At 68.5% G+C, this 23,599-nt stretch carries 13 protein-coding genes; 8 read left to right on the top strand and 5 right to left on the bottom strand.

What is annotated here, in order from left to right; all coding sequences use genetic code 11:
* Positions 1 to 24: 24 nt before the first annotated feature.
* From QHF83_RS31185 to QHF83_RS31175, 3 genes are read left to right on the top strand one after another with little or no spacing between them, the layout of a single operon-like run.
* A complete protein-coding gene (locus QHF83_RS31185) occupies positions 25 to 954 on the top strand; it encodes a phosphatase PAP2 family protein (protein WP_282421632.1) in 930 nt (309 codons plus the stop codon).
* Positions 951 to 2,219 carry a GtrA family protein gene (locus QHF83_RS31180; protein ID WP_282421631.1) on the top strand — a complete coding sequence of 423 codons (1,269 nt, stop codon included), beginning with the start codon at positions 951 to 953 and terminating at the stop codon, positions 2,217 to 2,219. The genes QHF83_RS31185 and QHF83_RS31180 overlap by 4 nt, the downstream gene beginning before the upstream one ends.
* Positions 2,203 to 4,713, top strand: coding sequence for an MMPL family transporter (locus QHF83_RS31175; protein WP_282421630.1), 2,511 nt, complete (start codon positions 2,203 to 2,205; stop codon positions 4,711 to 4,713). The genes QHF83_RS31180 and QHF83_RS31175 overlap by 17 nt, the downstream gene beginning before the upstream one ends.
* 87 nt (positions 4,714 to 4,800) lie before the next feature.
* Here the strand turns inward: QHF83_RS31175 and QHF83_RS31170 are convergent, their stop codons facing one another.
* Complete coding sequence (locus QHF83_RS31170; protein ID WP_282421629.1) at positions 4,801 to 5,034, bottom strand: hypothetical protein; 234 nt, start codon at positions 5,032 to 5,034, stop codon at positions 4,801 to 4,803.
* A gap of 1,098 nt (positions 5,035 to 6,132) precedes the next feature.
* Here QHF83_RS31170 and QHF83_RS31165 point away from each other — a divergent pair.
* On the top strand, positions 6,133 to 7,395 hold the full coding sequence (locus QHF83_RS31165; RefSeq protein WP_282421628.1) for a PAS domain-containing protein: 1,263 nt from the start codon (positions 6,133 to 6,135) through the stop codon (positions 7,393 to 7,395).
* A 12-nt stretch (positions 7,396 to 7,407) separates the two neighbouring features.
* Here QHF83_RS31165 and QHF83_RS31160 read toward each other — a convergent pair whose 3' ends face one another.
* Positions 7,408 to 10,611 (bottom strand): serine/threonine-protein kinase, encoded by a 3,204-nt coding sequence (locus QHF83_RS31160; RefSeq protein ID WP_282421627.1) that lies wholly within the window; start codon positions 10,609 to 10,611, stop codon positions 7,408 to 7,410.
* A 43-nt stretch (positions 10,612 to 10,654) separates the two neighbouring features.
* On the bottom strand, positions 10,655 to 11,335 hold the full coding sequence (locus QHF83_RS31155; RefSeq protein WP_282421626.1) for a hypothetical protein: 681 nt from the start codon (positions 11,333 to 11,335) through the stop codon (positions 10,655 to 10,657).
* A gap of 214 nt (positions 11,336 to 11,549) precedes the next feature.
* Here QHF83_RS31155 and QHF83_RS31150 point away from each other — a divergent pair, with 214 nt between their 5' ends.
* Positions 11,550 to 13,562 carry a caspase family protein gene (locus QHF83_RS31150; RefSeq protein ID WP_282421625.1) on the top strand — a complete coding sequence of 671 codons (2,013 nt, stop codon included), beginning with the start codon at positions 11,550 to 11,552 and terminating at the stop codon, positions 13,560 to 13,562.
* Positions 13,563 to 13,574: 12 nt separating this feature from the next.
* Here the strand turns inward: QHF83_RS31150 and QHF83_RS31145 are convergent, their stop codons facing one another.
* Positions 13,575 to 14,054 carry a hypothetical protein gene (locus QHF83_RS31145; protein ID WP_282421624.1) on the bottom strand — a complete coding sequence of 160 codons (480 nt, stop codon included), beginning with the start codon at positions 14,052 to 14,054 and terminating at the stop codon, positions 13,575 to 13,577.
* Between the two features lie 255 nt (positions 14,055 to 14,309).
* On the opposite strand from QHF83_RS31145, the gene QHF83_RS31140 reads away from it, so the two are divergent.
* The 3 genes from QHF83_RS31140 to QHF83_RS31130 all read left to right on the top strand — a co-directional run bounded on the left by QHF83_RS31140 (position 14,310) and on the right by QHF83_RS31130 (position 18,778).
* Positions 14,310 to 16,010 (top strand): sigma 54-interacting transcriptional regulator, encoded by a 1,701-nt coding sequence (locus tag QHF83_RS31140; RefSeq protein ID WP_282421623.1) that lies wholly within the window; start codon positions 14,310 to 14,312, stop codon positions 16,008 to 16,010.
* 202 nt (positions 16,011 to 16,212) lie between these two features.
* Complete coding sequence (locus QHF83_RS31135; protein ID WP_282421622.1) at positions 16,213 to 16,971, top strand: hypothetical protein; 759 nt, start codon at positions 16,213 to 16,215, stop codon at positions 16,969 to 16,971.
* Between the two features lie 121 nt (positions 16,972 to 17,092).
* Positions 17,093 to 18,778 carry a helix-turn-helix domain-containing protein gene (locus QHF83_RS31130; protein ID WP_282421621.1) on the top strand — a complete coding sequence of 562 codons (1,686 nt, stop codon included), beginning with the start codon at positions 17,093 to 17,095 and terminating at the stop codon, positions 18,776 to 18,778.
* 16 nt (positions 18,779 to 18,794) lie between these two features.
* Here the strand turns inward: QHF83_RS31130 and QHF83_RS31125 are convergent, their stop codons facing one another.
* Entirely contained in the window at positions 18,795 to 23,588 is a 4,794-nt protein-coding gene (locus QHF83_RS31125) for a pentapeptide repeat-containing protein (protein ID WP_282421620.1), read from the bottom strand.
* Positions 23,589 to 23,599 lie beyond the last annotated feature (11 nt).

Genomic DNA, 23,599 nt, shown 5'->3' with positions numbered 1-23,599 from the left:
ATCGGCGACGTGGCGAGGCGAGCGATGAAGCTGCGGCCGACGGGCGACGGGAGCACGTGGGCGTGGGCGTCCCTCGGAGGCGCCCCGCTCCTGCTCCTCGTGATCCATACGACGCTGGGGCTCCGGCCCGAGCATTTCGTTTTCGTGGGCATGTTCGTGGTCCTCGCCTGGACCGGGCCGCGCGCGCGGCGCTTCGCGGCCATCGCCGCGCCGTTCGTGCTCACGGGGCTCGCCTACGACTTCCTGCGCCTGTTCATCCACCTGCGCGGGGAGGTCCACGTGGCCGATCTCCTCGAGGCCGAGCGCGCGCTCTTCGGCGTGAGCACGAGCGCGGGAAAGGTGCCGATCTCGGAGATCGTCGCGCACGCGACGCACCCGGCGCTCGATGCGCTCACCGGCGTCGTTTACCTCCTCTACTTGATCCAGGTCTTCGCGGTCGGGGCGTATCTGTACTTCCGCGATCAGGAGCGCATGCAGCAGCTTTCGTGGAGCTTCGCGGCCGCGAGCCTGCTCGGCTGGATCATCTGGATCGTCTGGCCGGCGGCGCCGCCCTGGTACGTCGACCTTTACGGCGCAGGTCCGGCCGTGCTCGACGCGCCCTCGAATCCCGCCGGCGGGGCGCGCTTCGACGCCCTGTTCGGGGTCCACATCTTCCACGCGTTTTATGCCCGCAGCTCCAACGTGTTCGGGGCCATGCCCTCGTTGCACGTGGGGTATGCCGTGCTGCCCGCGCTCGCCGCGTGGTCGCTCGGCGGCCGTCTGCGCGTGTTCACCATGGCCTGGGCCGCGGTCATGGCGTTCTCCGCCATGTACCTGCGGCACCATTACATCCTCGACATCCTCGCCGGCGCCGCGGTGGCCTTCGCCGCCCATCGCGCGGTCCTCTTCGCGCAACGCGCGCTGCTCGATCCGGCGCCGCGCAAGGGCGGCGCCTCCCCGGAGGTCTCGGTATGAACCCGCTCTCCGACTTGCTTACCGGCAGCCTCTCGACCGCCCAGCGCATCTGGACGGCGGCCGCGCCTGCGCTGCTGCTCATCGCGTACGTGCTGATCGGCATCGCCGCCTATGCGGTGCGCACCCTGGCCTTCGGTCGCTTCCACGACGAGGAGGCCGACGGCCGCGGGCTCGGCGGGCTCACCACCGCGCGCGCGCGCCACTTCTTCGCCTGGCTGATGCGCCCGCTCTGGCAGGGGCTCGCCGCCGCCGGCGTGCCTCCCAACGCCATCACCACGCTGGCGGTGGGCCTCGCGGCGGGCGCGGGGGTCGCCATCGCGGCGGGGCGCTTCGCCCTCGGCGGGTGGCTCTACGTCAGCGCGGGCGCGCTCGATTACCTGGACGGGCGGGTCGCGCGCGCCACCGGGCAGGCCTCGCCGAGCGGAGCTGCGCTCGACTCGGTGCTCGATCGTTACTGCGAGTCGGCCGTGCTCGTGGGCCTCGCCTGGTACTACCGCGAGAGCTGGGTGCTCTTGCCCTGCTTGTTCGCGCTCACCGGCTCGCTCTTCGTCCCCTACGTGCGCGCCCGCGGCGAGGCGCTCGGCGCCACCATGAAGGACGTGGGCTTCATGCAGCGCGCCGAGCGCATCCTCGTGCTCGGCCTCTCGGTCGCGCTGAGCCCCATCCTGGAGGCCATCGTCTCGCCGGAGGACCCGCGCCCGCCGCACTGGATCGCGGCCGCAGGCGTCACCCTCATCGCGCTCACCTCGCACGCCACCGCGTTCCAGCGGCTCGCTTTCCTGGTCCGCGCGCTCAGTGGCAAGCTGCCACGCGACGACCGCCGGGCGTTGCCGCGCGCCATCGCCGTGAGCGCGCTTGCCACGGCGCTCGACTTCGTGGTGGTGCAGGTGCTCGTGATCGGGACCGGCGCGCCGCCGCCGCTCGCCACGGGCGCGGGCTGCGTGGCGGGCGGGGTCGTGGCCTTCACGCTCTCGCGTGCGTGGGCCTTCGAGGCCACCGCCGGCCCGCGGGCCAGCCAGGCCGGGCGCTTCCTGTTCGTCTCCGGTTCGAGCGCCGCCCTCAACGCCGGCGGCGTCGCCGTGCTCCTCCTCTTGCCCGCCATGGACGACCGCCTCGCCTGGGCCCTCACGCGCCTCGTCGTCTTCGCGACCTGGAACTACCCCCTGCTGCGCAACCACGTGTTCCCGGCCGCGCCCGCTGTGAACGACGCGAACGACGCGGTCCCCCTGAGCGGCCCGAGGGAGCGTGATGTCAGCCGCGCCTGATCACGACGGCGACGCGCGCCTCGGCTCCGTGCCCGCCGCCATCCGCGCCGCCCTCGCGCGCGTGGCGGTCTTTGCCTTTCGACATGCCGCCCTCGCCATCGTGCTCGTGGCCCTCGCCGCCGCGCTGGGCACCTGGTCCGCTGGAAGGCTCAAGCTCGACCCCGACATCACCCAGCTCCTGCCGCCGAGCTACCCGAGCGTGCAGGGCATCGAGGCGCTGCGAGCGCGCTTCGGCGGGGTGGGGTACGTGGTCTTGCTGGTCGAGGGCGGGGATCGGGCCGCGCGGCGGCGCTTCGCGGACGAGATCGCGCCCCGCCTCGAGAAGCTCGAGACGGTGCAGTACGTCGACCACCGCTTCCCGGCGGAGTTTTTCGAAGACCGCGGCCTCTACTTCGCGGACCCGGCCGACCTCACGGCGCTCCGGGATCGCCTCGCCGCGCGTCAGCGCTGGGAGATCGAGCGCTCCTACCTCGACCTCGACGACGAGCCGCCGCCTTCGGTCGACGTCGCGGACCTCGAAGCCAAGTACCGCAAGCGACTCGAGGACAGCGGCGGCGCGCGGCGCGGGCCGTACCACGAGGACGAGACCGGCAGCACCCTGGCCATCCTCGTCCGGCCGACCCGGCTCGCCTCCGACCTCACCTTCGCGAAGCAAGTCGTCGCCGACGTCGAGCGTGTGCTCCGCGAGGCCGAGCCCACGGCCTACGCGCCGGATCTCCGCGTCGAGCTCACCGGCCGGTACCCGAAGCGTGTCGACCTCCAGGCGGTGCTCGGGCGCGACCTCGCGCTGACCTCCGCGCTCGCGCTCGGCCTGGTCGTCGCCTACCTGGCCTTCCATTTCCGGCGCCTGCTCGCCATCGGCCTGGTGCTCGCGCCGCTCTACGCGGGCCTCGCGCTGGCGTACGGCGCTGCGGGCGCGCTCTTCGGGACGCTCAACATCCTCACCGCCTTCATCGGCGCCATCCTGGTCGGCATCGGCATGGACCACGGCGTCCACCTGCTCGGCCGCTACGAGGAGGAGCGCCGCGCCGGCGCTGCCGAGGAGGAGGCGATCCGTCGCGCCTTCGGCGAGGCGGGCCGCGTCTCGCTCGCCGCCGCGCTCACCACCGCCGCGGCCTTCTGTTGCCTCACCTGGACCGACTTCCGCGCCTTCCGCGAGTTCGGCCTGCTCGCCGCGCTGGGCACGCTCCTCGTCCTGCTCGCCTACCTGACGCTGCTGCCCGCGCTGCTCGGCGTGCTCGCGCGCCACGCCCCGCGCCTCTCGCCCGTGCGCGCCGGCGTGTCGCTCCCCGGCGTGCGCTTCATGCACCGCGCAGCCCCGGCGCTCTTCGGGGGCCTGCTCGTCGCATGCGCCCTCGCGCTCACGCAACTCCCCCACGCTCGCTTCGACGCCGACTTCTCCCACCTCGACGACGCCGACCTGCCGAGCTTCCGCCGCGACCGTGAGGTGAACGCGCTGCTCGGCCGCTCGCAGACTCCGCTCGTCGTGCTCGCCCGCAGCGAGGCCGAGGCGCGCGAGGTCTCCGCCGCCGTGCGCGCGCGCATGACCGCGCTCGGCGAAGGCGCCACCATCGGCCTGATCGCCACGCGCGCCGACCTGCTCCCGGAAGACCAGGAGGCGAAGCGCCCGCTCCTGCGCGAGATCGCCAAGATCACCTCCCGGATCCGCCCCGAGAGCCTCGACGAGGACGCGCGCGGCCGGCTCGAGCGCCTTCGCCGCATGGCCGCGGCCGAGCCCTTCGGCCCGGCCGACCTCCCGCCCGCGCTGCGGCACACCTTCGAGCCCAAGCCTGGCGCCGACCCCGTGCACTTCGTGCTGCTCTACCCCACGGTGAGCATGGCCGACGCCGCTGCGATCAAGCGGCTCGCGGCGCAGCTCCGCCGCGTCGATCTGCCCGGGGGCGAGGTGCGCGCGGCCGCCGGCGAGCCGATGGTGCTCGCCGACATGCTCGAGACGATCGAGCGCGACGCCCCGCGCATCCTCGTGACCACCGGCGTCCTCGTCTTCCTCGTCCTGTACCTCACGCTTGGTCGTCTCCGGCTCGCGTTGCTCGCGCTCGGGCCGGCCCTGCTCTGCCTTGCGGTGACGATCGCGCTGCTCCCCGTCTTCGGCGCCGAGCTGAATTACTTGAACATGATCGTGCTGCCGATCCTCCTCGGAATCGGCGTGGACGACGGCGCGCACCTGCTCGCGCGCGTGGACGCGGGTGAGTCGCTAGAAAAAGTGTGGCAACATACTGGTTGGGACGTCACGGGCGCCATTCTCACCGACGGCTTTGGGTTCGGCGTGCTCGCGCTCGCGACGCACCCGGGCCTCGCCAGCGTCGGCAAGCTGTCATTGCTCGGCCTCGGCGTGAACCTCGTCGCCTGCGTGGTGCTGCTCCCGGCCTTGCTCGCCCTGCTCCCGGCCTGGAAGGCGCTGCCTCGCGTCGCGAACGCCGCCGAACGCCCGTCCGAGCCCTCGGCGGCGCCGCCCTCGCAAGCCGGGTCCTGACCCTCGCGGAAGCGCTCGAAAGCGTCGAGCCCGCCACCGGCGGGGACCGGCGCGGGCTCGACGTCGCGGCTGTGCTGGCGAGGTCGCTCAGACGAGCATCAGCTCGCGCTCCGACCCATCTTCGTATCGAACCAGGAGCTTGCCCCCGTCCTCGCGCGTCGTCATGAGCAGCGCGTCATACAGGGTCAGCGCCCGCCTGATCACCTCCGTGAGGCTATCGGCCTCGCTCATTTCCTGCACGCGCTCGAGCCGCTCTCGCACGCGCTTCGGTACCTCCAGGTTGAGCCGAACTTTTTCGTCTTTGCTGGCCATTCTCGGCATGTCCCCTCCCTCGTGCAATGGCCTCGACGAGCACGAAGGACACCGCCATTGCCAGGATCCCACCATACGGCAACAAGCAGGTCGTCCTCGCGACCCCCAGGATGACGTAGGCGATGACGGAAATCACGATGACCAAGCAGGCTGGCCCGAACCGCGCAGCCATCCGCAAGGCAACCGAGATTGCCCCCTGACGGGCCGTCGGGATTCCCACGAGCTCGTCGTAAATACCTTTCGCTTCCTCTAGCCTCCGCTCTATGTCGCGGCTCTCGCCCATACCTGACCTCTGCCCGGACAACGAGGTCAGCGGTAGCCTTTTTCGGCTTCACCCGTCGTCCGTGTCCCCGCGTTTCAAGTCCTGGAGCCCCGTACCCACTTCTCCCCCTCGGAGGCCCGTGAGCGAGAACACGTTCGTCATACCGTGCTTCATAGTCCATTCCTCGTGTTCGGGAACATCCTCGATCTCGCGGCGGCATCCGCCCGCGTGTATTTCCAGCGCTACAGGCGACCGATGACATGATCCCACCCAGCCGGCGGAGAGCGCACAGCTCTCGCGGCGATGACGTGTCCGATGAAGGGTAAATACGTAGGCCATGCGTACCGTCAAGCACCGACGGTTCACGAGGCGATTTCGTACGCAGAAAAAGGGTGCAGCCGTGCATGGAGTGCAATGGGGCGCCCAACCACAGTCTTACAAGAACGCCATGAACCATCGTCTTCGCTTTGCCGCAATCATTCTCGGGATTCTGGTTTCGGCACGGCGTGCCTGACGCACGAGCAATGCCAAGCGGCCTGTCCGTCGCCGCCCCCCGGGCCAGAACATCTGCTGCACCACGCAGGGGCTGCTCGCCGCACGAGGGCCATGCCCGGCCCTGGGTCCGTTCATCCTCGGGACCACCTGCACCGATTTTCCCGTCGGCTTGAAATGCAATTTCGGGTACTGCACGTGCACGGCGAAATGCGACACGCAGGTCTGGTTGTGCCTTCCCTTCCAATGACGGATGCGTCGCCAACGCACGGGCCGCAGGAGCAACGCAATCGTGATCTACGCTCTGTTGCGTCGGGGAAGGGCCTGGTAAAGTCATCATCTCGGGAGACGTGATGACGAAAGAGATGGAAACCATCGAGAGGGTGACGCTCGAAAACGATGCGCTACGCAAGCGTGTGGCCGAGCTCGAGGAGACCGTCCGGCAACGAGATCGGGTCATGCAGACGGTCATCGACCACATCCCGGCGCTCATCTTCGTGATGGATCTCGAGGACACGTACAGTCACACGAACCAATCCTGCGCGCTCTTCATGGGCCGTGAGAAGATTTCCGAGATTGTCGGGCACAACGCCAGGGAGTTCTTTCCTCCCGAGGTATTCGATTCCTGGAGGGAGAACAATCGCCTCGTCGCCGCGAAGGGCGAAGCCATCGTGGCGGAGGAATCTGGTCCGAGGGAAGACGGCATCCACTTCTACCGATCCATCAAGTTCCCCGTACGCGACAGCGAGGGGACCATTCGCTGGATCGGCGGCATCGCGACGAACGTGACGGCCGAGCGCCGGGCCGACGAGCGGCTGCGCGAGAGCCAGGCGCGCGCGCAGGCCATGCTCGACGCGTCGACGGACCTGCTCCTGCTCGTGGACCTCGAGGGCGTCGTCGTCACGGCCAACCGGGCGGCCGCGGGGTGGCTTGGATGCATCCCGACGGAGGTGGCCGGGATGCGCGACGTATTCCCGCTCGATGAGCCCGCCCGCCGTACCTCTTTGGTGGAGGAGATACGGCGCACCGATACTCCTGCGCGCTTCGACGCCGCGCGTGACGAGCGCTGGTTCGAGGTGACCGCGTATCCGGTGCGGAGCGAGGACGGACAGCTCGCGCGCCTGGCGATTTATGGGCGTGACGTGACCGAACAGAGGCGCGCTGCCCAGGAGCAGTTGCGACTCCAGGAGCAGGTCATCGAGGCGCAGCGCTTGGCCATCCAGGAGATCGGGACGCCGCTCGTCCCGCTCACGGACAAGGCGGTGGCCATTCCGCTCATCGGGGCCGTCGACGAGGTGCGCGCCGCGCATTTCGTGGAGACGATGCTGCGCGGGGTGGAGGAGCGCGGGGCGCATATCATCGTCGTCGACGTGACCGGCGTGAGCACGGTCGACACGCACGTGGCCGAGGTGCTCGTACGCGCCGCGCGGGCGGCAAACCTGCTCGGCGCGGAGGTCATCATGACGGGAATCCGGCCCGCCGTGGCGCAGGCACTCGTCGACCTCGGCGCCGATCTCGGCGGCGTGGTGACGCTCGCGTCGTTGCAGGACGGGATCGCTTATGCGGTGCGAGGAAAGGGACGAACGTCCGCGCCTCGGCGTGGCGTCAACGCGTGATCGACCCAAACGTTAATCGAGGATCTCCTCCGACCTCCCGATCGCTCCCTCCAGCGACTCGTTCACGGAGAGCACATCCATCCACCGATCCCAGTTCGTCCTCGGGATCTCCCGCACGAGCCCCGCGACGGCATCCTGCCATCGACCTCTCATCGCAGGGAACTCTCGACCGAGCAGGCCGAGCGCCTGGATCCCGACGCCCGGGCCTTTGCATGCCACCGCCCGTTCGGCGAGCGCCTCCACCTCTCCTGCGTCCGGGGGCGCGCCGCACGCGATGGCGAGCGCGCGGGCCAGCATCGTCGCGAAGGGCCGCCCCATTCCGTGCCAGATCGAGGCCGCCCGCGTCGCGAGCGCCGCGCCCTCGCCCAGCATTCCCGCGCGCATGGCCGCTGCTGCCTCGTTCAGACAAACCAGCGCTTCCAGGCCCTGCGCTCCGACACGTGCAATGGCGTCCACGAGCTCGAGGTCGGGTCCTCGGGTTTGGCCGGTACGGTATTTCGCCGACCGGGCCAGCCATTCGGCGCGGCCTTCCCAGTAGGGGTTTCGGCACTGGGCCGCGAGCGCCTGCGCTTCCGCGGCTCGAAGGGCCGCCTCCTCGTGCTGGAATGCCTCCAGCAATGCCGAGGCGCTGTTGAGCATCGCCGCGATGCGCCCCGTCGTCCACGGTTCGAGCGCCGCGGCCTGCGCGTGCAGAGCCGCCGCCTCCTGGAAGCGCCCTTCGTGGTATCGCTGGAGCGCGCGCCCCTCCGCGAGGCTGAGCAAGGCGAGCGGATGTTCGCTGCTCTCCGCCCATGCCTCGATTTCTTCGAGCACCTTCGCGATGAGCGACGACGACGCCTGGGCCGCGACCGCGACCGCGCGGATTCGATGCCGTAGCCGCTCGAGCTCCGGATCCGAGAAAGGCCCGATGTCGTCGGCCATTTCGAGGGCATTGAGCCCGCCTGCCCCGGGCGCGGCGATCGCCGCTCGGAGAAGGGCCTCGAGCCGATCGAGCGCCGCGTCACGATCGCGTATCCGTGAAAGCTCGTACAGGACACGATCGAGCTCGCGCGGCGCGCCCCCTGCAAATGCGACCTTCGCCCATGCCGTCAGGATCCGGCTTTGTTCGGGGCCGGATCCGAGCTCACGTGTCGCCCGTAATCCTTCGGCGAGCGCTGCCGTCGCGGCGCCGAGGTCTCCCTCGACGGCATGACGTTGCGCGACATCGACGGCCTCTCGCGCGGATTCGCGGACGAACCCCCCGGCCAGGAGATGATGCAATCGCTTCTCGTCCCCGGGCTGCATGACGGCTGCAAGTGCGCGGTGCGCCTCCACGCGTTGCTGCTCGCTCCAGGGCAGATGCATGCGCCCGCGCCCCTCGAATCGCTCGGAGCCGCTGAGCTTCACGGCTCCGCGGGACAGGAGCGCATGGCAAGCTGCCTCGACGCGCCAGGGCGCAGAGCCCATGACACGCGCGAGCTGGAGGATGGTCATGGGGCGCCCGGCGATCGAGAGCCACGATTGCGTTTCCTCCACGTGGACGTCGTCCTCGACGAGGTCGTGAGCCGCCGTGTGCGCGCCCGGGATGATTGCGAGCCCTGCCTGGAGCCGACCCAGGGCATCTCGGTCCACCATGAAGACCCCGGCTTCGCGGCGAGCGAGGCCGAGGCGCGTCCACATGACGAGCTCCGTCTCGATTCGCGCTGGAAGCCCGTCGGTTCGCTCCCACAAGATACGCGCGGCATCCTCGCGCAAATGAAAGAGCCTGTCCGGTCCGGCGAAGAGCGGCGCGAGCGAAGCCTCGTCGAGAGGCGGTAGAACCACGCTCTCGTCCTTCGATGCGCTGGCGGAGGGCGAAAGGACCGCGCGAATCACGACGCCCGACCCTTTGCGATGCCGGTTCAAGATCTCCGCCGACCAGAGATCCAGCCGCTCCGCATCGTCGGCGAACAGCACGGTCCCCGCGCCCAGCGCTGTCTTCAATGCGCTTTCAGCGTGCGCGAGCGCGCCCTCGAGCCGCAGCTCGTCCCCGCCCGGTGGTTCCCCCACGATGGAAAGGAGGCTGCCGAGCGGCGCCCGGGAAGGACGTGTCCAGAGCGCCGAGAAGCCTCGGGCGGCGAGCTCTTCCGCTGCCTCGCTCATGCAGCGGGAGCGCCCCGATCCTCGGGGTCCGATGATGTCGATGGAGCACCTGGCTCGTACGGCCTCGATGATTTCGAGCACGGGGTTGCGCGGGCCAAGCCAAGGGAGCGTCGCGGAAGCGGACATCGATTCGCCTCGAAGGGCTGCCAGCACGTCCGCGGCCGACTCGAATCGATCCTCGATGCGAGCAGCGAGCAATCGATCGATGACGGTACCCACGACCGGAGGCAGATCCGGCGCGAGCTCGAGCAAAGGTCGTGCCGGCTTCACGAGGCGCGCACGTAGCATCGAAGGGACGTCCGGCGACTCGTGAGGCACGCGGCCCGTGAGGGATTCGTAGAGCATCACGCCGATCGCATAGAGATCCGTTCGTGCATCGACGGTTCGCCCGAGAATCTGCTCGGGCGCCACGTAAAGCGGGGTGCCGACGATCTGCCCTGCGCCGGTGAGCCGCTCGGAGCCAGGGGCGTGGAGCTGTGAAATCCCGAAATCGAGCACCACGGGGCGCCCGTCGGGGCGAACGAGGACATTCTCGGGCTTGAGATCCCTGTGCACGACGCCGGCCGCGTGGACGTGCGAGAGCGTCTCGAGGAGCGCCAGCGTCGGGATCGCCAGGGCTTGCCAGGAAAGGCGCGGCGTGGAGGCGCCGGGCTCCGCCCCGGGGAAGGGTCGGCCTTCGACGAACTCCATGACGAGGAAGGGCCTTCCGTCCGCGACCCCGTCGTCGATGAGCCGCACCACGCCCGGGAAGCGGAGCATGCGTAATGTCGTGATCTCGCGGCGAACCCGGGCCAGCGCCGACCCGTGCGCGACGCGCATCCACTTGAGCGCGATGCGCTCGCCGAGGACACGATCGTCGGCCGCCCAGACGTCGCCGTGCGCGCCGCTGCCGAGACGTTCGACGAGGGTGTAGCGGTCCTCGAGGACGCGCCCCGGCTGCGTGTCGCTGGGTGGGGGCGGCTCGACGTTCGTGGTCAGCGAGGCGGTGGAAGCGACCGCTGGATCACTCGCGCGCGCTCGTTCTTCGACGGGGAAGGTTCGGGCGAGCTCCTCGTTCTCCGCCAGCGTCCCGGCAGCGTCGATCCCCGACGACATGCCGTGAGGCTACTGGGCTCCGTGCGGAGAGGCAATCGAAAGCTCAGGGAGCGAAGGGAGCCGCGGCGCCGTGGTGATTGAGGCAGCCGGTGATGACGAACGAACATCCGGGCCCCCAGGACCCGCTCGCGAGCCGGACGAACGCGTCGAGCGACGTCACTTCGTCGGTCCCGACGGAGACGACCGCGCGCTTGTTCCCCGCGGAGCCGTATCGTGCAGGCAAGGACCAGTACTCGATGCTCGACGCCTCCGACAGACCCCGGACGACGTACGCCGAGCCACGCCAATCCTCCTGGAGCACGTCGATCACCTTGCCGCCGGTGTAATCGAGCTGGTAGTTGCTCCCGGGGCGCTCCGGAAACGTGGCTCTGGGAAGCTGCGCCGGCGGCGGGATCTGGTTCCAGGTCACGCCGTTGTGCGTCTCGCCGTGCCGATACACGTTCGCCTGCGCCCACACGTAAAATCCGTTGGGCCTCCAAAGGTTGGGCACGTTCGCCTGCCAGTCCGCGAGGGACCAGGTTGCCATGGCTGGGGCGGGCGGCCGGATCTCGAGCTCGTTCTGCGGGTTCCGGAACAAGAGCCAGCGCTGGAGCTGCCCCTTGCCGTTCTCCACGGTGAATGCGTACCCGAGGAGCTCCCCCGTGTTTCGATCGACGATCTCGGAAGCACCGAGATCGAGCAGGCCCGTCGTCGTCATGTCCTTCTCCTGTTCGGACGTGTCCACGCCTGCATCGCGTGGCGTGTCTGAATGGACCATCATGCAGCGTTCGTGCCTGGATTGTCACCCAGGAACGCGGCCTGCGCGGCCCCGGCTGACGCGTCAGAGGTTGACGTCTGACGCGTCAGCGATGTCAATGTGTGTCAACGCACCCTTGATTGACCCGAACCTCCTTCTTTACGGGAGGCTCGTCGTTTGCTTCCATCGAACACAAATGACCGTGATCGACCGAACGCGAGAGGGTGACTCCAGCGAGGCATCACCCCGCTTCCACGTCCTTCTCGTCGGCATCGACGCTTATCCGCGCGTCGATCCGCTCTACGGCTGCGTCAACGATGTCGACGCGCTGGAGGCGCTCCTCCTCGACCGCCTCTCGGTCCCGGCCGATTCGATCACGAAGCTCGTCGCGCCTCACCCGGGATCGTCGAGGCGACCGCGCCTGCCGGAACGCGAACCGACGTCGGAGAACCTCCGCGCCGCGCTCGAAGCGCTCGCAGGGGAGGGGGTTCGTCCGGGCGATCGGGTATTCATTCATTATTCGGGCCACGGCACGCAGGTGCTCCCGCGGGGCACGCGGACCGCGCGCGAGGCGCTCGTCCCGGTCGACGCGCTCGCGGGCGGGGAGCTCTTGTTCGACCACTGGATCAACGACGTATTGCGTCGCATCGCCGCGCGGACCGACGACCTCACCGTCATCCTCGATTGCTGCTGCTCTGCGGGCGCGACGCGCAGCGCGCTGCGTACGCGCGAGAGCGCGGTTCGGTTTTGCTCGATCGAACATCCGCCGATGTTGCCTTCGGTCTCCAACAAGCGGAGCGGCAGCGAGGCCGACACCGGGCTTTTTTCGTCCCTCGACCCCTCGGATCCAGGCTTCTTGGTCGTCGCATCCGCGCAATCGGGCGAAGCCGCCAGCGAGGGCAAATCCGCGGGCGGTGTTCGTCACGGCGCATTCACCGCGGGGCTGCTCGACCTGCTCGCCGCGGAGCCCGACGAGAGGCTCCGCTCCCTGCGATGGGCGGATCTCTGGCAGAACCTCCGCGCGCGGGTCACGTCCGCATTTCCGGGCCAGCATCCGTGCCTCCTCGGTCGGTCCGAGCGGCGCCTGTTCGGGGGCCCATTTCGGAGGCAGGATCCCGGGTATGCGATCACCCGGGAAGGCGGGCTTTACCGTATCCACGCGGGCACGATGGTAGGGCTCGGAGTGGGGGCCAAGGTCGCCGTGTATGGGCCGAGCCCGGCGTTTTTCCCGCCGATTCATTCCCTGGAAGAGTTCGCCGCCCGGCGCGGGCTCCTGCAAGTCGAGAGCGCCACCGCGTCCTCGGCGCTGGCCTCGCCCGTGGGAGGTGATTTCGTCCTCGGCGATGGGGCGCGGGGGCGCCTCGTGGCACCTGGGAAAGGCGACGCTTTGGTCGTGGGGCTCGATCCGTTCGACGCCGATCTTTCGCGTTTTTTGGAGGCGGAGGCGCCGTTCTCGATCGTGCCCGTCTCCGCGTATGGCGAGCGCGAGGTGGAGGCGGTCGTGGGGCGCTCGCCGGATGGGCGTTTCTGGATCGGGGACGACGTACACGGGTTCGGGGCGGGTGCAATCGGGGACCAGGCGCCGCTCGCCTGGGTGCCGTCAGGGGATCGTGCAGCGCTCGTCCGAGGGCTCTGGCATCATGCGCGATACAACTTGCCGCTGCGCCTCGCGCGTCGATGTCGCGATTGGCCGGGCGTGCTGCGCGTGCGGGTGCTCGACGCACGGGATGTGGGGAGGCTCGATCCGGAGGAGCTCGCGGACCCGCCGCTCCCCGAGGCGGAGCCGGACCCGCACGGGCGGTATCGATATCGGTTGATCGACGGGCAGCCGGTGTGTTTTTCCGTGGAGAACCGTTCGAGCGAGCCGATGTATGCGCAGGTGCTCAATTGCCCGTCGAGCGGGAGGGTGGAGATCCTCGGGACGACGCAGCTCGAGATCGCGCCGTGGCGACGGCAGACGTTCTGGCTCCGGGGGCACCTTGGGCGGGCGTTTCGGTGCATGGTATCGGCCGGGCGGGAATCCAATGTGGATCGGCTGATCGTCGTGGGGACGGCGTCGCCGGAGGTGGATCTGCGGTTCTTGCGGGTCGAAGAATCGCTCGCGGAGGCGATCGGTGTGGCGAGGAGGGAAATGGTGCCGGACGACGAGCCCGCGGAGCGGTGGACGGCGACGCTCGTGACGGTGGAGATCGTGCGGGGCATTGGAGGGCCGTAGCCCGAGAGCGGCTTAGTACGTGACCGTCGCGTTCACCCCCAAAAACTTGTCATTCTTCTGAATCGCCGCCGTCGGCAGCACGGTGAAGCTCACGTCATTGCTCTTCGTGCTTGGGCTCGCGGCGTAGACGGACCTGCCCCATGTCGCGAAGCCCCACGCCATCAGCGGAACTCCGATCGCCGCCGGCAGGAACACGCCCAGGCAGTACGCGGGCCCGCCCCTTTCGCAATTCTCTGCGCCGATGGCGATGTTCGCGATGCCGTAGCCGGTGAGCACGGTGCCGATCGTGCCGGCGACGTTTCCGGGATGATCGATGTCCGTCACGCGCTGAAGCGCAATGGAATCATTTCCCGCCCGGGTCTCGACCGTGAGGATGCCATCGTTGGCGGAGATGATCTTTCCCTCGATCGCGGGCTCGTTGAACCGCGAAATGGTGGCGGTCGTGCCGCAGCCCGTCGCCAGCGCGGCGAAGGCGGCACAGAGGAGCATCATCGGATTGCGAATGTCGTGGAGCATAAAACCTCTCGAAGAACGGGGGCGTCGTTGTTGTCCTCCCCCGAGCAGGTTCCGTGCCTGGCAGGTCACGACGGTTTTCGCGCCCTAGCCGCGTGAGGTGGCGCGTCAAGCGATTGCTGACGCGTTCGTGGACGGACCTGACAGCGGAGGAGCGGGCTGACGCGTCAGATGCCGCGAGGGCTCCTCTTCCCCTTGCCCCCGCCGCACGCCCCGTCTTACCATCGGCGGTGCATGCCTACTGGCAGGACAACCGGGTTCCATCGCACCACCCTCGTGGGCCGCGGCACCGCCACCGCATCCGGCGACGACACGCCCGCCCTCGCGTTGACCATCCTCTACCACCCGGTCCTCGACCGCGTGGGGGATCGCGTCCTCGTCGACGGCTCTTCCGGTCGGCCGTTCGCCCTCTCCCGCACCGAACCCGTGTTCGCGCCTCCTGCCACCCCCGGCGACGGCGCGCCCCTCGGCGACGAACATCTCAGCCGCAAACCCATCCACTTCACGGGCACCCCCGACGGCGGCCTGCGCATCGATATCGGCGACAGCAGCACCGCGTTGAATCTGCGCGGCCAGCGCGTCCTCGGCAGTGCCACGCTCTCCGCCAAGGAGCTCGCCCGCGGGGTCGTGCTCGAGCTCGGCCATCGGATTGTCCTTCTCGCACATCACGTGAGCACGACCGAGCACGTCCCCGACGGAGGCGCAAATGACGACGCCCGCGAGCTCGTCGGCGCGAGCGACGGCCTCCGCCGCGTACTCTGGGACATCCGCAGCGTCGCCGACCTCGCTCTGCCCGTCTTGCTTCGTGGGGAGACCGGCAGCGGCAAGGAGCTCGTGGCCCGCGCGATTCACCGGGCGAGCCTGCGGCGCGACAAGCCGTTCATCCCGGTCAACCTGGGCGCCATTTCGCCATCGCTCGCCGTGGCCGAGCTCTTCGGCGCGGAGAGGGGGGCGTTCACCAGCTCGGTCAGGCGTCAGATTGGGTATTTCGAGCAGGCGCACGGCGGAACGCTCTTCCTCGACGAGATCGGCGAGGCTCCGGTCGAGCTCCAGGTCGCGCTCTTGCGCACGCTGGAGACGGGCGAAATCCAGACCGTGGGCTCCACGCAGCTAAAAAAAACCGACGTGCGTGTCGTCGCCGCGACGGACGCGGACCTCGAAGGAAAGGTCGCGACGGGCTCGTTTCGCGCGCCGCTGCTCAACCGGCTCGCGGCGTACGAGATATGGATCCCGCCGCTGCGCGACCGTCGAGACGACATCGGGCGCCTGCTCGTACGGTTCTTGCGCGAGGAGCTCGCGGAGATCGGGGAATCGCACCGCCTCGCGTCCCCGGCCAGCGACGCGAAGCCGTGGCTCCCCGCGTCCCTCGTCGCGCGTCTCGTCGACTACGACTGGCCCGGCAACGTGCGGCAGCTCCGGAACGTCGTTCGGCAGATCGTCGTCGGCAATCGTGGGCGCAATCGCGCGGAGATCACGGCCGCCGTCGAGCGACTTCTCGTGAGGCAACCTTCGCGCGAGTCGGAAAAACCGCGGCCCATCGAACCGGCGCCGCCGGAACCGCCGCACGTGCACGTTTCCGATCCGCCGCCGGCCGCAGCCAAGGCCCCGAACGACGATCTCGCGCCGCCGCCTCTTCCTCCACGGAATGTCGCTCGGCGAAGGCCCGCCGACGTCACCGAGGCCGAGCTCCGCGAGGCCCTGCGCATATGTCGCTGGGATCTCGCCGCCACGGCGGAGAGACTCGGCATTTCGCGGGCATCCCTGTACCTGCTCATCGAGCGATTCCCCGGGTTTCGCACCGCGGGTGACCTCACGGAGCAAGAGATCGCCCAATGCCACCGTGAGCTCGGCGGCGATCTCGCGCGGATGGCCGAGCGGCTCGAGGTCTCCGAGCGGGCGCTCTTGCGCCGCGTGCGCGAGCTCGGCCTCGCCTGACACCACGCGTCCGCGCGCGCTGACGCGACAATCCCCCTCGACAGACACCCATTTCGGCTTCTGACGCGTCAGCGCCAGGCGTCAGGCCCGTCGCGCGCACGAAAAGCGGTGGCGGCGCGCCACGGCACGGCTGGCACGGTCGCTGCACATAGGAGGGACACGCGGTCGCAACCACGGCCGAGCAAAAAACAGGAGTCCAGCCATGAACAATGCACATTCGATCTTCGCCGTCCGTTTCTTCTCCGTGGCCCTCGTCGCCGGCAGCTTCGTGATGGCCGGTTGTGTGGCCTCCTCGGAGCCCGAGGAAGCGATCGACAGCGCCACGGAGGCGCTCATCGACGAGAGCGGGGCGCGGTCCATCCCCGGGCAGAATGAAATGCAACTGGAGCGGACGGGCGATTCCCTCGCGCTCGTGCCCAATGCGGCGTGGAAGGAGCTCGCTCCGGGCGTCTGGGAGAACGGGGAGCAGGAAGGCGCGGGCCGCATCATCGCCGGCGCCGAGGGGCACAAATGGGCGATCGAGCAAGCCGAAAAGGAGCTCTCGGAGCTCCAGGCGCAGGCGGAGGAGGATCCTGCCGCGAACGACGCGATCGAGCGTCTCCAGGCGCAGCTCGCGAACCTCCAGGAGACTGCGAAGAACATCGCGGCCGCCCCTGCGTCGCTGACGGTCTCGTGCAACATCGGGTTTTACACCGGCCCGAGCTCGCCCGTTTCGGGTTCTTACGGCGCGGCGGCGCTCGCGCAGGTCTCGTGCACCGGCGGCTGTGAGATGTTCACGATCTCGGCGCAAGCCTGCACGAACTTCGGCTGCTCGCCGGTCTACTCCTCGTCGCGCTTCGTCTGCTCGACCCCGTGGACCTATGGCGTGACGCAGAGCGGCACCTACGGCGCGAGCTGCTCGTCCGCGGCGTCCGTCTCGCCTCCGGGCATCATGTCGTCCTGGAGCGGTTTTTGCGGCTGATGCACGGCTTCCGTGCAATGGGGGACCGCGGGCGCCCGAGGTTCGGGCTTCCGCGGTCCCCCACGAATCTGTTGCGCGCGCCGCCCGTCTCGACGACGATGTGCCTGCATTCGAGGGCCCCTTGAACGAACTGCAGCTCTTCCTCGCTCACGCCGACGATCAACGCCCCGTCCTCGACGGCGGCCTCCCGCTCGCCGCGACCCTCGATGCGCCGGGGCTCGACGCGCCGCCCGAGACTCTGCGGCGCGTGGCAAACCTCCAGGCGTCGCCGGACGCGCTGCCGGGACAGCGCTGGGCCCTCGTCGCTCCCAAAGGCCTTGCCGGCGACCGCCTGCTCTCGCTCCTCGCGCCGCTCCGAAAAAAGCGCGAGGAAGAACAGGGGGAGGAGGCGATCGTGTACCGCGTCGATCCCGGAATGGATCCCGTCGCGGCCGGGGCCTGGATTCAAAAAGAATATCGCGACGCCGTTCGTCGGCGCGAGGCGGAGCGGCCTCGGTATCTCCTCCTGCTCGGAGGCCCCGAGCTCATCTCGTGGGACCTCCAACGGATGCTCGGCGGCGAGGCGTTCGTCGGTCGACTCGCATTCAGGGACGACAGCGGATACGAGGCCTACGTCGACAAGGCGATTCGCTTTGCGGACGTGATGGAGGTCCCGCGCGCGCGGGTCCTTTATCATGCGGTGCTGGACGGCACGCGCGCGATGCAGGAGGGAGATCGTTACCTCGTGCAGCCCAGCCTCGCCATCGCGCGGCAGGGCCAGGCTGCGGGCACATTCGACGCCGATGAAATCGTCGAGATCCCAACGGATCCCGCGGGCACGGCGTTCGATTCGTCGAGCGCCGCCGGCGTCTTGCTGCGCGAGGCGGCACGTACGCGCGCCGGGATGCTCTTCACCATGAGCCACGGCGCGGGGATCCCGAAGGCGGGATGGCGATCCCTCGAGGAGCAATACGCCCACCAAGGCGCGATGGTCCTCGGCCGCGAGGGGGACCTCCTCACGGCGAACGACATTCGCCGCGGCCCATTTTTGCCCGGCGGCGTTTGGTTCATGTTCGCTTGTTATGGCGCCGGCACCCCTTCGCGCAGCGCGTATCTCCCTTGGCTGAGCAGGCTCCACGAGCTCGGCGTCATCGGGAGCGCGGCGGACCAAGTGCTCGCCGCATTGCCCCGAGGCGGCGATCCGCCCTTCGTCGCGGCCCTGCCGCAGGCCGCGCTCGCGAACCCCGACGGGCCGCTCGGCGTGGTGGGGCACGTGGATCTCGCGTGGACCTGGAGCTTTCTCGACTACGACATCGAGGGCGGAAGCCTCGTCCCGAAGAGCCGCGCCGAGCGCTTCCAGGGGATCTTGCAAGCCCTCGTGCACGGGCATCGGTTCGGCGTCGCGCACCACGAGCTCGCCCGGTTCTTTCGTTCGGTGAGCACGGAGGTCACGATCTACGACGAGGAGCGCGCCCATCGAGCGAGCCTTTCCTCCGATTTCGTGGAGGACCAGGCGAGCCGGGTACGTCGTGCCAACCTTTGGATGCAAAGACAGGATCTTTCGGCCTACGTGCTCCTCGGCGACCCGGCCGCGCGGCTCCCCATCGCGCGATGCCCCCCGGGCATTCGACATGCGGCGCCGGGACGAGTGACCTCGACGAGCACGGAGGAGAGCGTTCGCAGGGAAGACGCCGTGCTCGCGGTGCTGCGGGGCATGGCGACCGCGGCGACGATGGCCTCACGGATGGGCGTCTCGCGCGACGAGGTCGAGCGCTGGGTGGAGGTCTTCGTGGACGCGGGCCGCGCGGCGCTCGCCCGAATGCGGTGAGGATGAGGCGGGCGCTTCAGAGGTTTGCTGGGAGGAAGGGCGCGTCGTCGGGGAGGCGGAGATCGAGGTATTCGTCGAGCTCGCCGGGGTCGAATCGGCAGAGGCCGGCGACGTGCCAGAAGGAGCCGGCGATGTCGCCGCCGAGCTTGTAGCGACCGTCGGGGGTGAAGGCGACCCAGCCTTCGCGGGTGGCGAGGAGGATGGCGAGGCAGCGGCCGGTGGCGACGTCCCAGAGGCGGATGGTGTTGTCGGACGAACCGGAGGCGAGCGTCCGGCCATCGGGGGAAAACGCGACGCTCAACACCTCGGACCCATGCCCCTCCAAGGTATGCAGAACACGCCCTGTCCCGACGTCCCAAAGGCGAATGGTATTGTCCGCGGAGCTGGACCCGAGCGTCTTGCCGTTGGGAGCAAACGCGACGCACCTCACGCCGGATGTATGCCCCTCAAAAGCACGCAATGCGCGACCCGTCGCGATGTCCCAGAGCCTCACGGTATCGTCATCCGAACCGGAGGCGAGTGTCTTGCCCCCGGGAGCAAACGCGACACTCGCCACGGCGGATGTATGCGCCTCGATGGCGCGCAGGGGGCGGCTCGTCACGACGTCCCAGACATGTACCGTTCCGTCGTCCGAACCAGAGACGAGCGCCTTCCCGTCGGGGGCAAATGCGACGCTGTACACCGAAACAGATGTCGCACCGAAGGAACGCAGGGCGCGGCCCGTCGCGACGTCCCAGAGACGAACGATACTGTCCTTCGATGCGGAGGCGATCTTCTTCCCGTCGGGGGAGAATGCGACACTGTACACCGCAGCCGCATGCCCCCCGAACGAACGCAGCTCGCGACCCGTCGCGACGTCCCAGAGACGAATCGTGCTGTCGGACGAGCTTGAGGCGAGCGTCTTGCCATCAGGAGCGAATGCGACGCTCCACAGCGGAGACACATGTCCCCGGATTGCGCACAGAGCGCGTCCCGCCATGACGTCCCAGAGGCGAATCGTGGAGTCATACGAAGCCGAGGCGAGCGTCTTGCAGTCGGGGGAAAACGCGATGCTCCTTACGGGAGATGCATGCTCCTCGAACGCATGTAGGGTATGGCCTGTCGCGATGTCCCATAGCCGCACGCTCTTGTCCGACGAACCAGAGGCGAGCCTCTTGCCATCGGGGGAGAATGCGATGCCCCGCACCGGATAGGTATGCCCCCCGAGGACGCGCAGCGCGCGGCCGGTTGCGACCTCCCAATGCCGAATCGTATTGTCCTCCGAGCCGGAGGCGACAGTCTTGCCATCGGGAGAGAACGCGATGCACCGCACCGGATAGGTATGCCCCTCGAAGGTGCGCAGCTCGCGACCCGTCGCGACATCCCACAGGCGAACCGTATTGTCCGACGAACCTGAAGCGAGGGTCTTGCCATCGAAGGCGAACGCGACGGTCCACACGGGATCCACATGCCCGAAAAACGTGCCCCGCATCTGGCCCGTCGCGACGTCCCATAGCCGAACGGTATTGTCATAGGAGCCCGAGGCGAGCGTCTCGCCGTTGGGGGCGAAAGCGACGCTACACACCGGGGACGCGTGCCCCTCGACGGCGTACAACTTGCGGCCCGTAGCGACGTCCCACAGCCGAACGGTGTTGTCATAAGAACCAGAGGCGAGTGTCTTGCCATCGGGGGCGAAAGCGACGCTCAACACCGCTGACGCGTGCCCCTCGAAGGCGCGCAGCATGCGACCCGTAGCGACGTCCCAGAGCCGCACGCTCTTCTCGGACGAACCACAGGCGAGCGTCTTGCCATCGGGGGCGAAGGCGACACTGCTGGCCCCACCCTTGTGCCCAGGCAAGATCCGCAAAACCGCGTTTGCGACCGTATCCACGAGCCAAACGGTGCCATCCTCGTGCGCCGTGGCGACCATCGATCCATCCGGGCTCCAGGCGACGCCCTTGCACGGCGAAGCTGCTGTCCACATCGGCTCGACGTGTCGCAAAACCGGCGGAACGGCTCCTACGGCCAGCAAAGCGTCGTGCCGTTCATCCGGGATACCCTTCGCCGAAAGCAAGTGCGCGCCGCGGAGCCGAGCCGGGTCGAGGTGCGCAGCCATGGATAGATCGACGCCCTCCGCTCGGACGAACGAAACATCCGCCTCCGCCAGGTCTGCTTCCGTGAGGTTCACGCCGCGCAGATCCGCGCGAGACAGGTTGGCTCCGACGAGCGAGGCCCCCTGCAAGTCTGCCCCCTTCAGCATGGCCCCACGCAGGTCCGCCGCGCGAAGGTTTGCGCCTCGCCAATCTATCCCGGAGAAGTCTCGCCCGCGGAGATCTTGCCCCTCGAAATTCACCCGATCGACCCGCTCTTTCATTCGCGTGAGCAAGAGCGCTGCATTTTTCCGACTGATGCCCTCGTCGGTGCCGGCCATCTTCTCCCGCGCCCACGGCACGGCGTGCTCGCGTCCCGCCATCGCTGCGAAGAAATCCGCCATCAGCGCGCTTATCTCGTCCACCACGAGCGCTGGCGGATCCTGGCCCCAAACGAGCTCATCGGCCGCTTGCTTCGCGACGAGCCACTCCATCACCGACCGATGCACGAACGAGAACCGCCCCTCCTCGTCCCGCACGAGCAGCGATCCCGACCCGAACACGTGTGTAAGCAACGCCGGATCGAACGCCGGCTCCCCGAGCGCTGCGAGTGCTTGCCCGAGCCCTTCGTGAATCTCGCCCACCGAAACCGTCTTCACCCGCGCATGCCACATGGATAGAGCAAGCGAAGCCACGCCCCGCGAAAGCGCCTCCCGCGAGATACCCTTCGACCAGCCTTGACGTCGCGAGCGTTCGTGCTCGAAGTCGAGCCATTGCTTCACGAGCAGCTCGTAGAGCTTCGCCGAGGTGATCTCGCCCCATTCCTTCTTCGCCTCCCGCAGCGACTCCTCCGGGATCTCCGCGATGAACGAGAGCATGCGAGGATTGTGTGAAAGCCCGAGCAGATCCTTCACCTCGCCGATCAACCGATACCGGGCGTCCGCTGCCTCCGCCGACGTGAGCACGTTGCGCAGATACCGCCGGATTTGCGGCTCGCCGAACGGCTCCAGCATGATGAGCCGATACCCCCCTTGCACCGCGCTCTCGGCCTTCCGCGCGAACTCGCGCTCCACGGCCTTGTGAATCTCGCCCTCCGTCAAAAAATGCTGGCGACGGCTGGAGAGCACCACCTTCGCCTGCCCGCGGGCGGCTGAGAGCACCGTTTCGAGGTGCCCGGTCGCGCTGTCGTACGTGACCTTGTCCGCGAGCTCGTCGAACCCGTCGAAGAACAGCGCGACACGCCCCTCTTCGAGCATGTACTCGAATGCCTTGTAGTTGTACCCGGACACGTCCGCGCGAGAGAAATGCGCGCCGAGGAGCTCCGCGAGGCTGTGCTGTTTTTCGAGCTTGCTCATTTCGAGCAGCACGGGCAAAACGGGGTGCTTGTCCTTGACCATTTGCCGGCAGAGCTCGCGGAGCAAGAACGTCTTGCCCGCCCCGAACTCCCCGAGCACGAGCAAAAAGCGCCGCTGCGTCGGCGTCGCGAGCAGCTCCCACATCGATTGCAGCGCGTTCTCGGTGTGCTGGAGCTCGCGATTGCCCGCGACCTTGATCCACGCCGGCGGATCGACGTAAGCGGTCGGGATGTACGCCGGGTTTTTCTCGAACTCGCGCGTTTGCCAGGCGAGATAAGGTTCGAGGTCGAAGAGCCCCTGGTACCCGTCGAACGTCTTGAGCTCGATCCCCTGGCGATCGAGCTCTGCGCGCAGGGCGACGGACGCGGCCTGGCCTCGATGCACCAGCGTCGAGCGGAGCAGCGGATGGCCCCGGCGGAAGGGCCCGTCGATCTCCGCGGAAAAACGCGCCGCGAGCTCCTCCGTGATCTCGTGGTCCAGCGCGGCGACGAGGCTCATCCGGAAAAACCCGCCGGCATCCACCTCGACCTCGAGCACGCCCGCGAACGGCGGAGGCGCGCCCCCGCGCGTGATCCGCGCGCCCGGATGGCGCAGCTTCGCGATGCGCTCGACACGCGCGAGGAAAGGATCGACGATGTCCTCCTCCTCGCGACCTGTCACGACACGCCTCGAAACCGGCCCGTCCTGCACCGGTGGGCCCGGCACGGCGCCTTCGGCGACGGAATCGCGTACCATGCTCGGGGCCTTGCGGGTCAGAAACCTCGGCACCTCACCATCCCCGAATCCGGAGAGCTCGATCTGGTTCTTGCCCAGCTCGAACGCCTGGCTCAACGACACTCCGAACCCGAGCCCCTGGTAAAACGCCCATGCAAAACTGATGGCGGCCGCGTCCTTTATCGATCGCCTCATGCCGACCACCGCATCCACGTGCTGCCGGATCGCCTCGGCCTGGGCGGCAGAATGGCAGGCGTTCAGCACGACACAACGAACACCGCCCACGATCCCGAACAGGTTTGCCAATGCAGACGCCGGGATCGGTTTGGCTCTCCCCGCATCGTCCTCGACCAGGATCTCGCCATCGAGATCCTCCGCGCGCGGCTCGTCGGCGGGCAACATCTCCCGGCTGACGACGATCGAATCGGGGGAGCTACTGCTCCGGTCGCCTCGACCATGCCCGGAGAAGTGGACGATCTGCGGCCTGTGCCGAAGCAGCGCCGCTTGAAGATCGCTGACGCGAACGGCCCACGCCTGCACGATCTCGAAGCGCTCGCCCTCGGGTGTTCCGTGAAGGCGGTCCGTGATCTCGCGGACCTCGCGTCCCAGCGCCAAGCGTGTGGTATCGGAAGGGTTCGCTCCGAGGAAGAGGATCCGAATCTTCGAGGGCATGGCGATGGGCA

Origin of the sequence: Polyangium sp. 15x6, assembly GCF_029960785.1 — a bacterium.
GTDB lineage: Bacteria > Myxococcota_A > Polyangia > Polyangiales > Polyangiaceae > Polyangium.
This window is presented reverse-complemented; position numbering and strand designations above follow the sequence as displayed.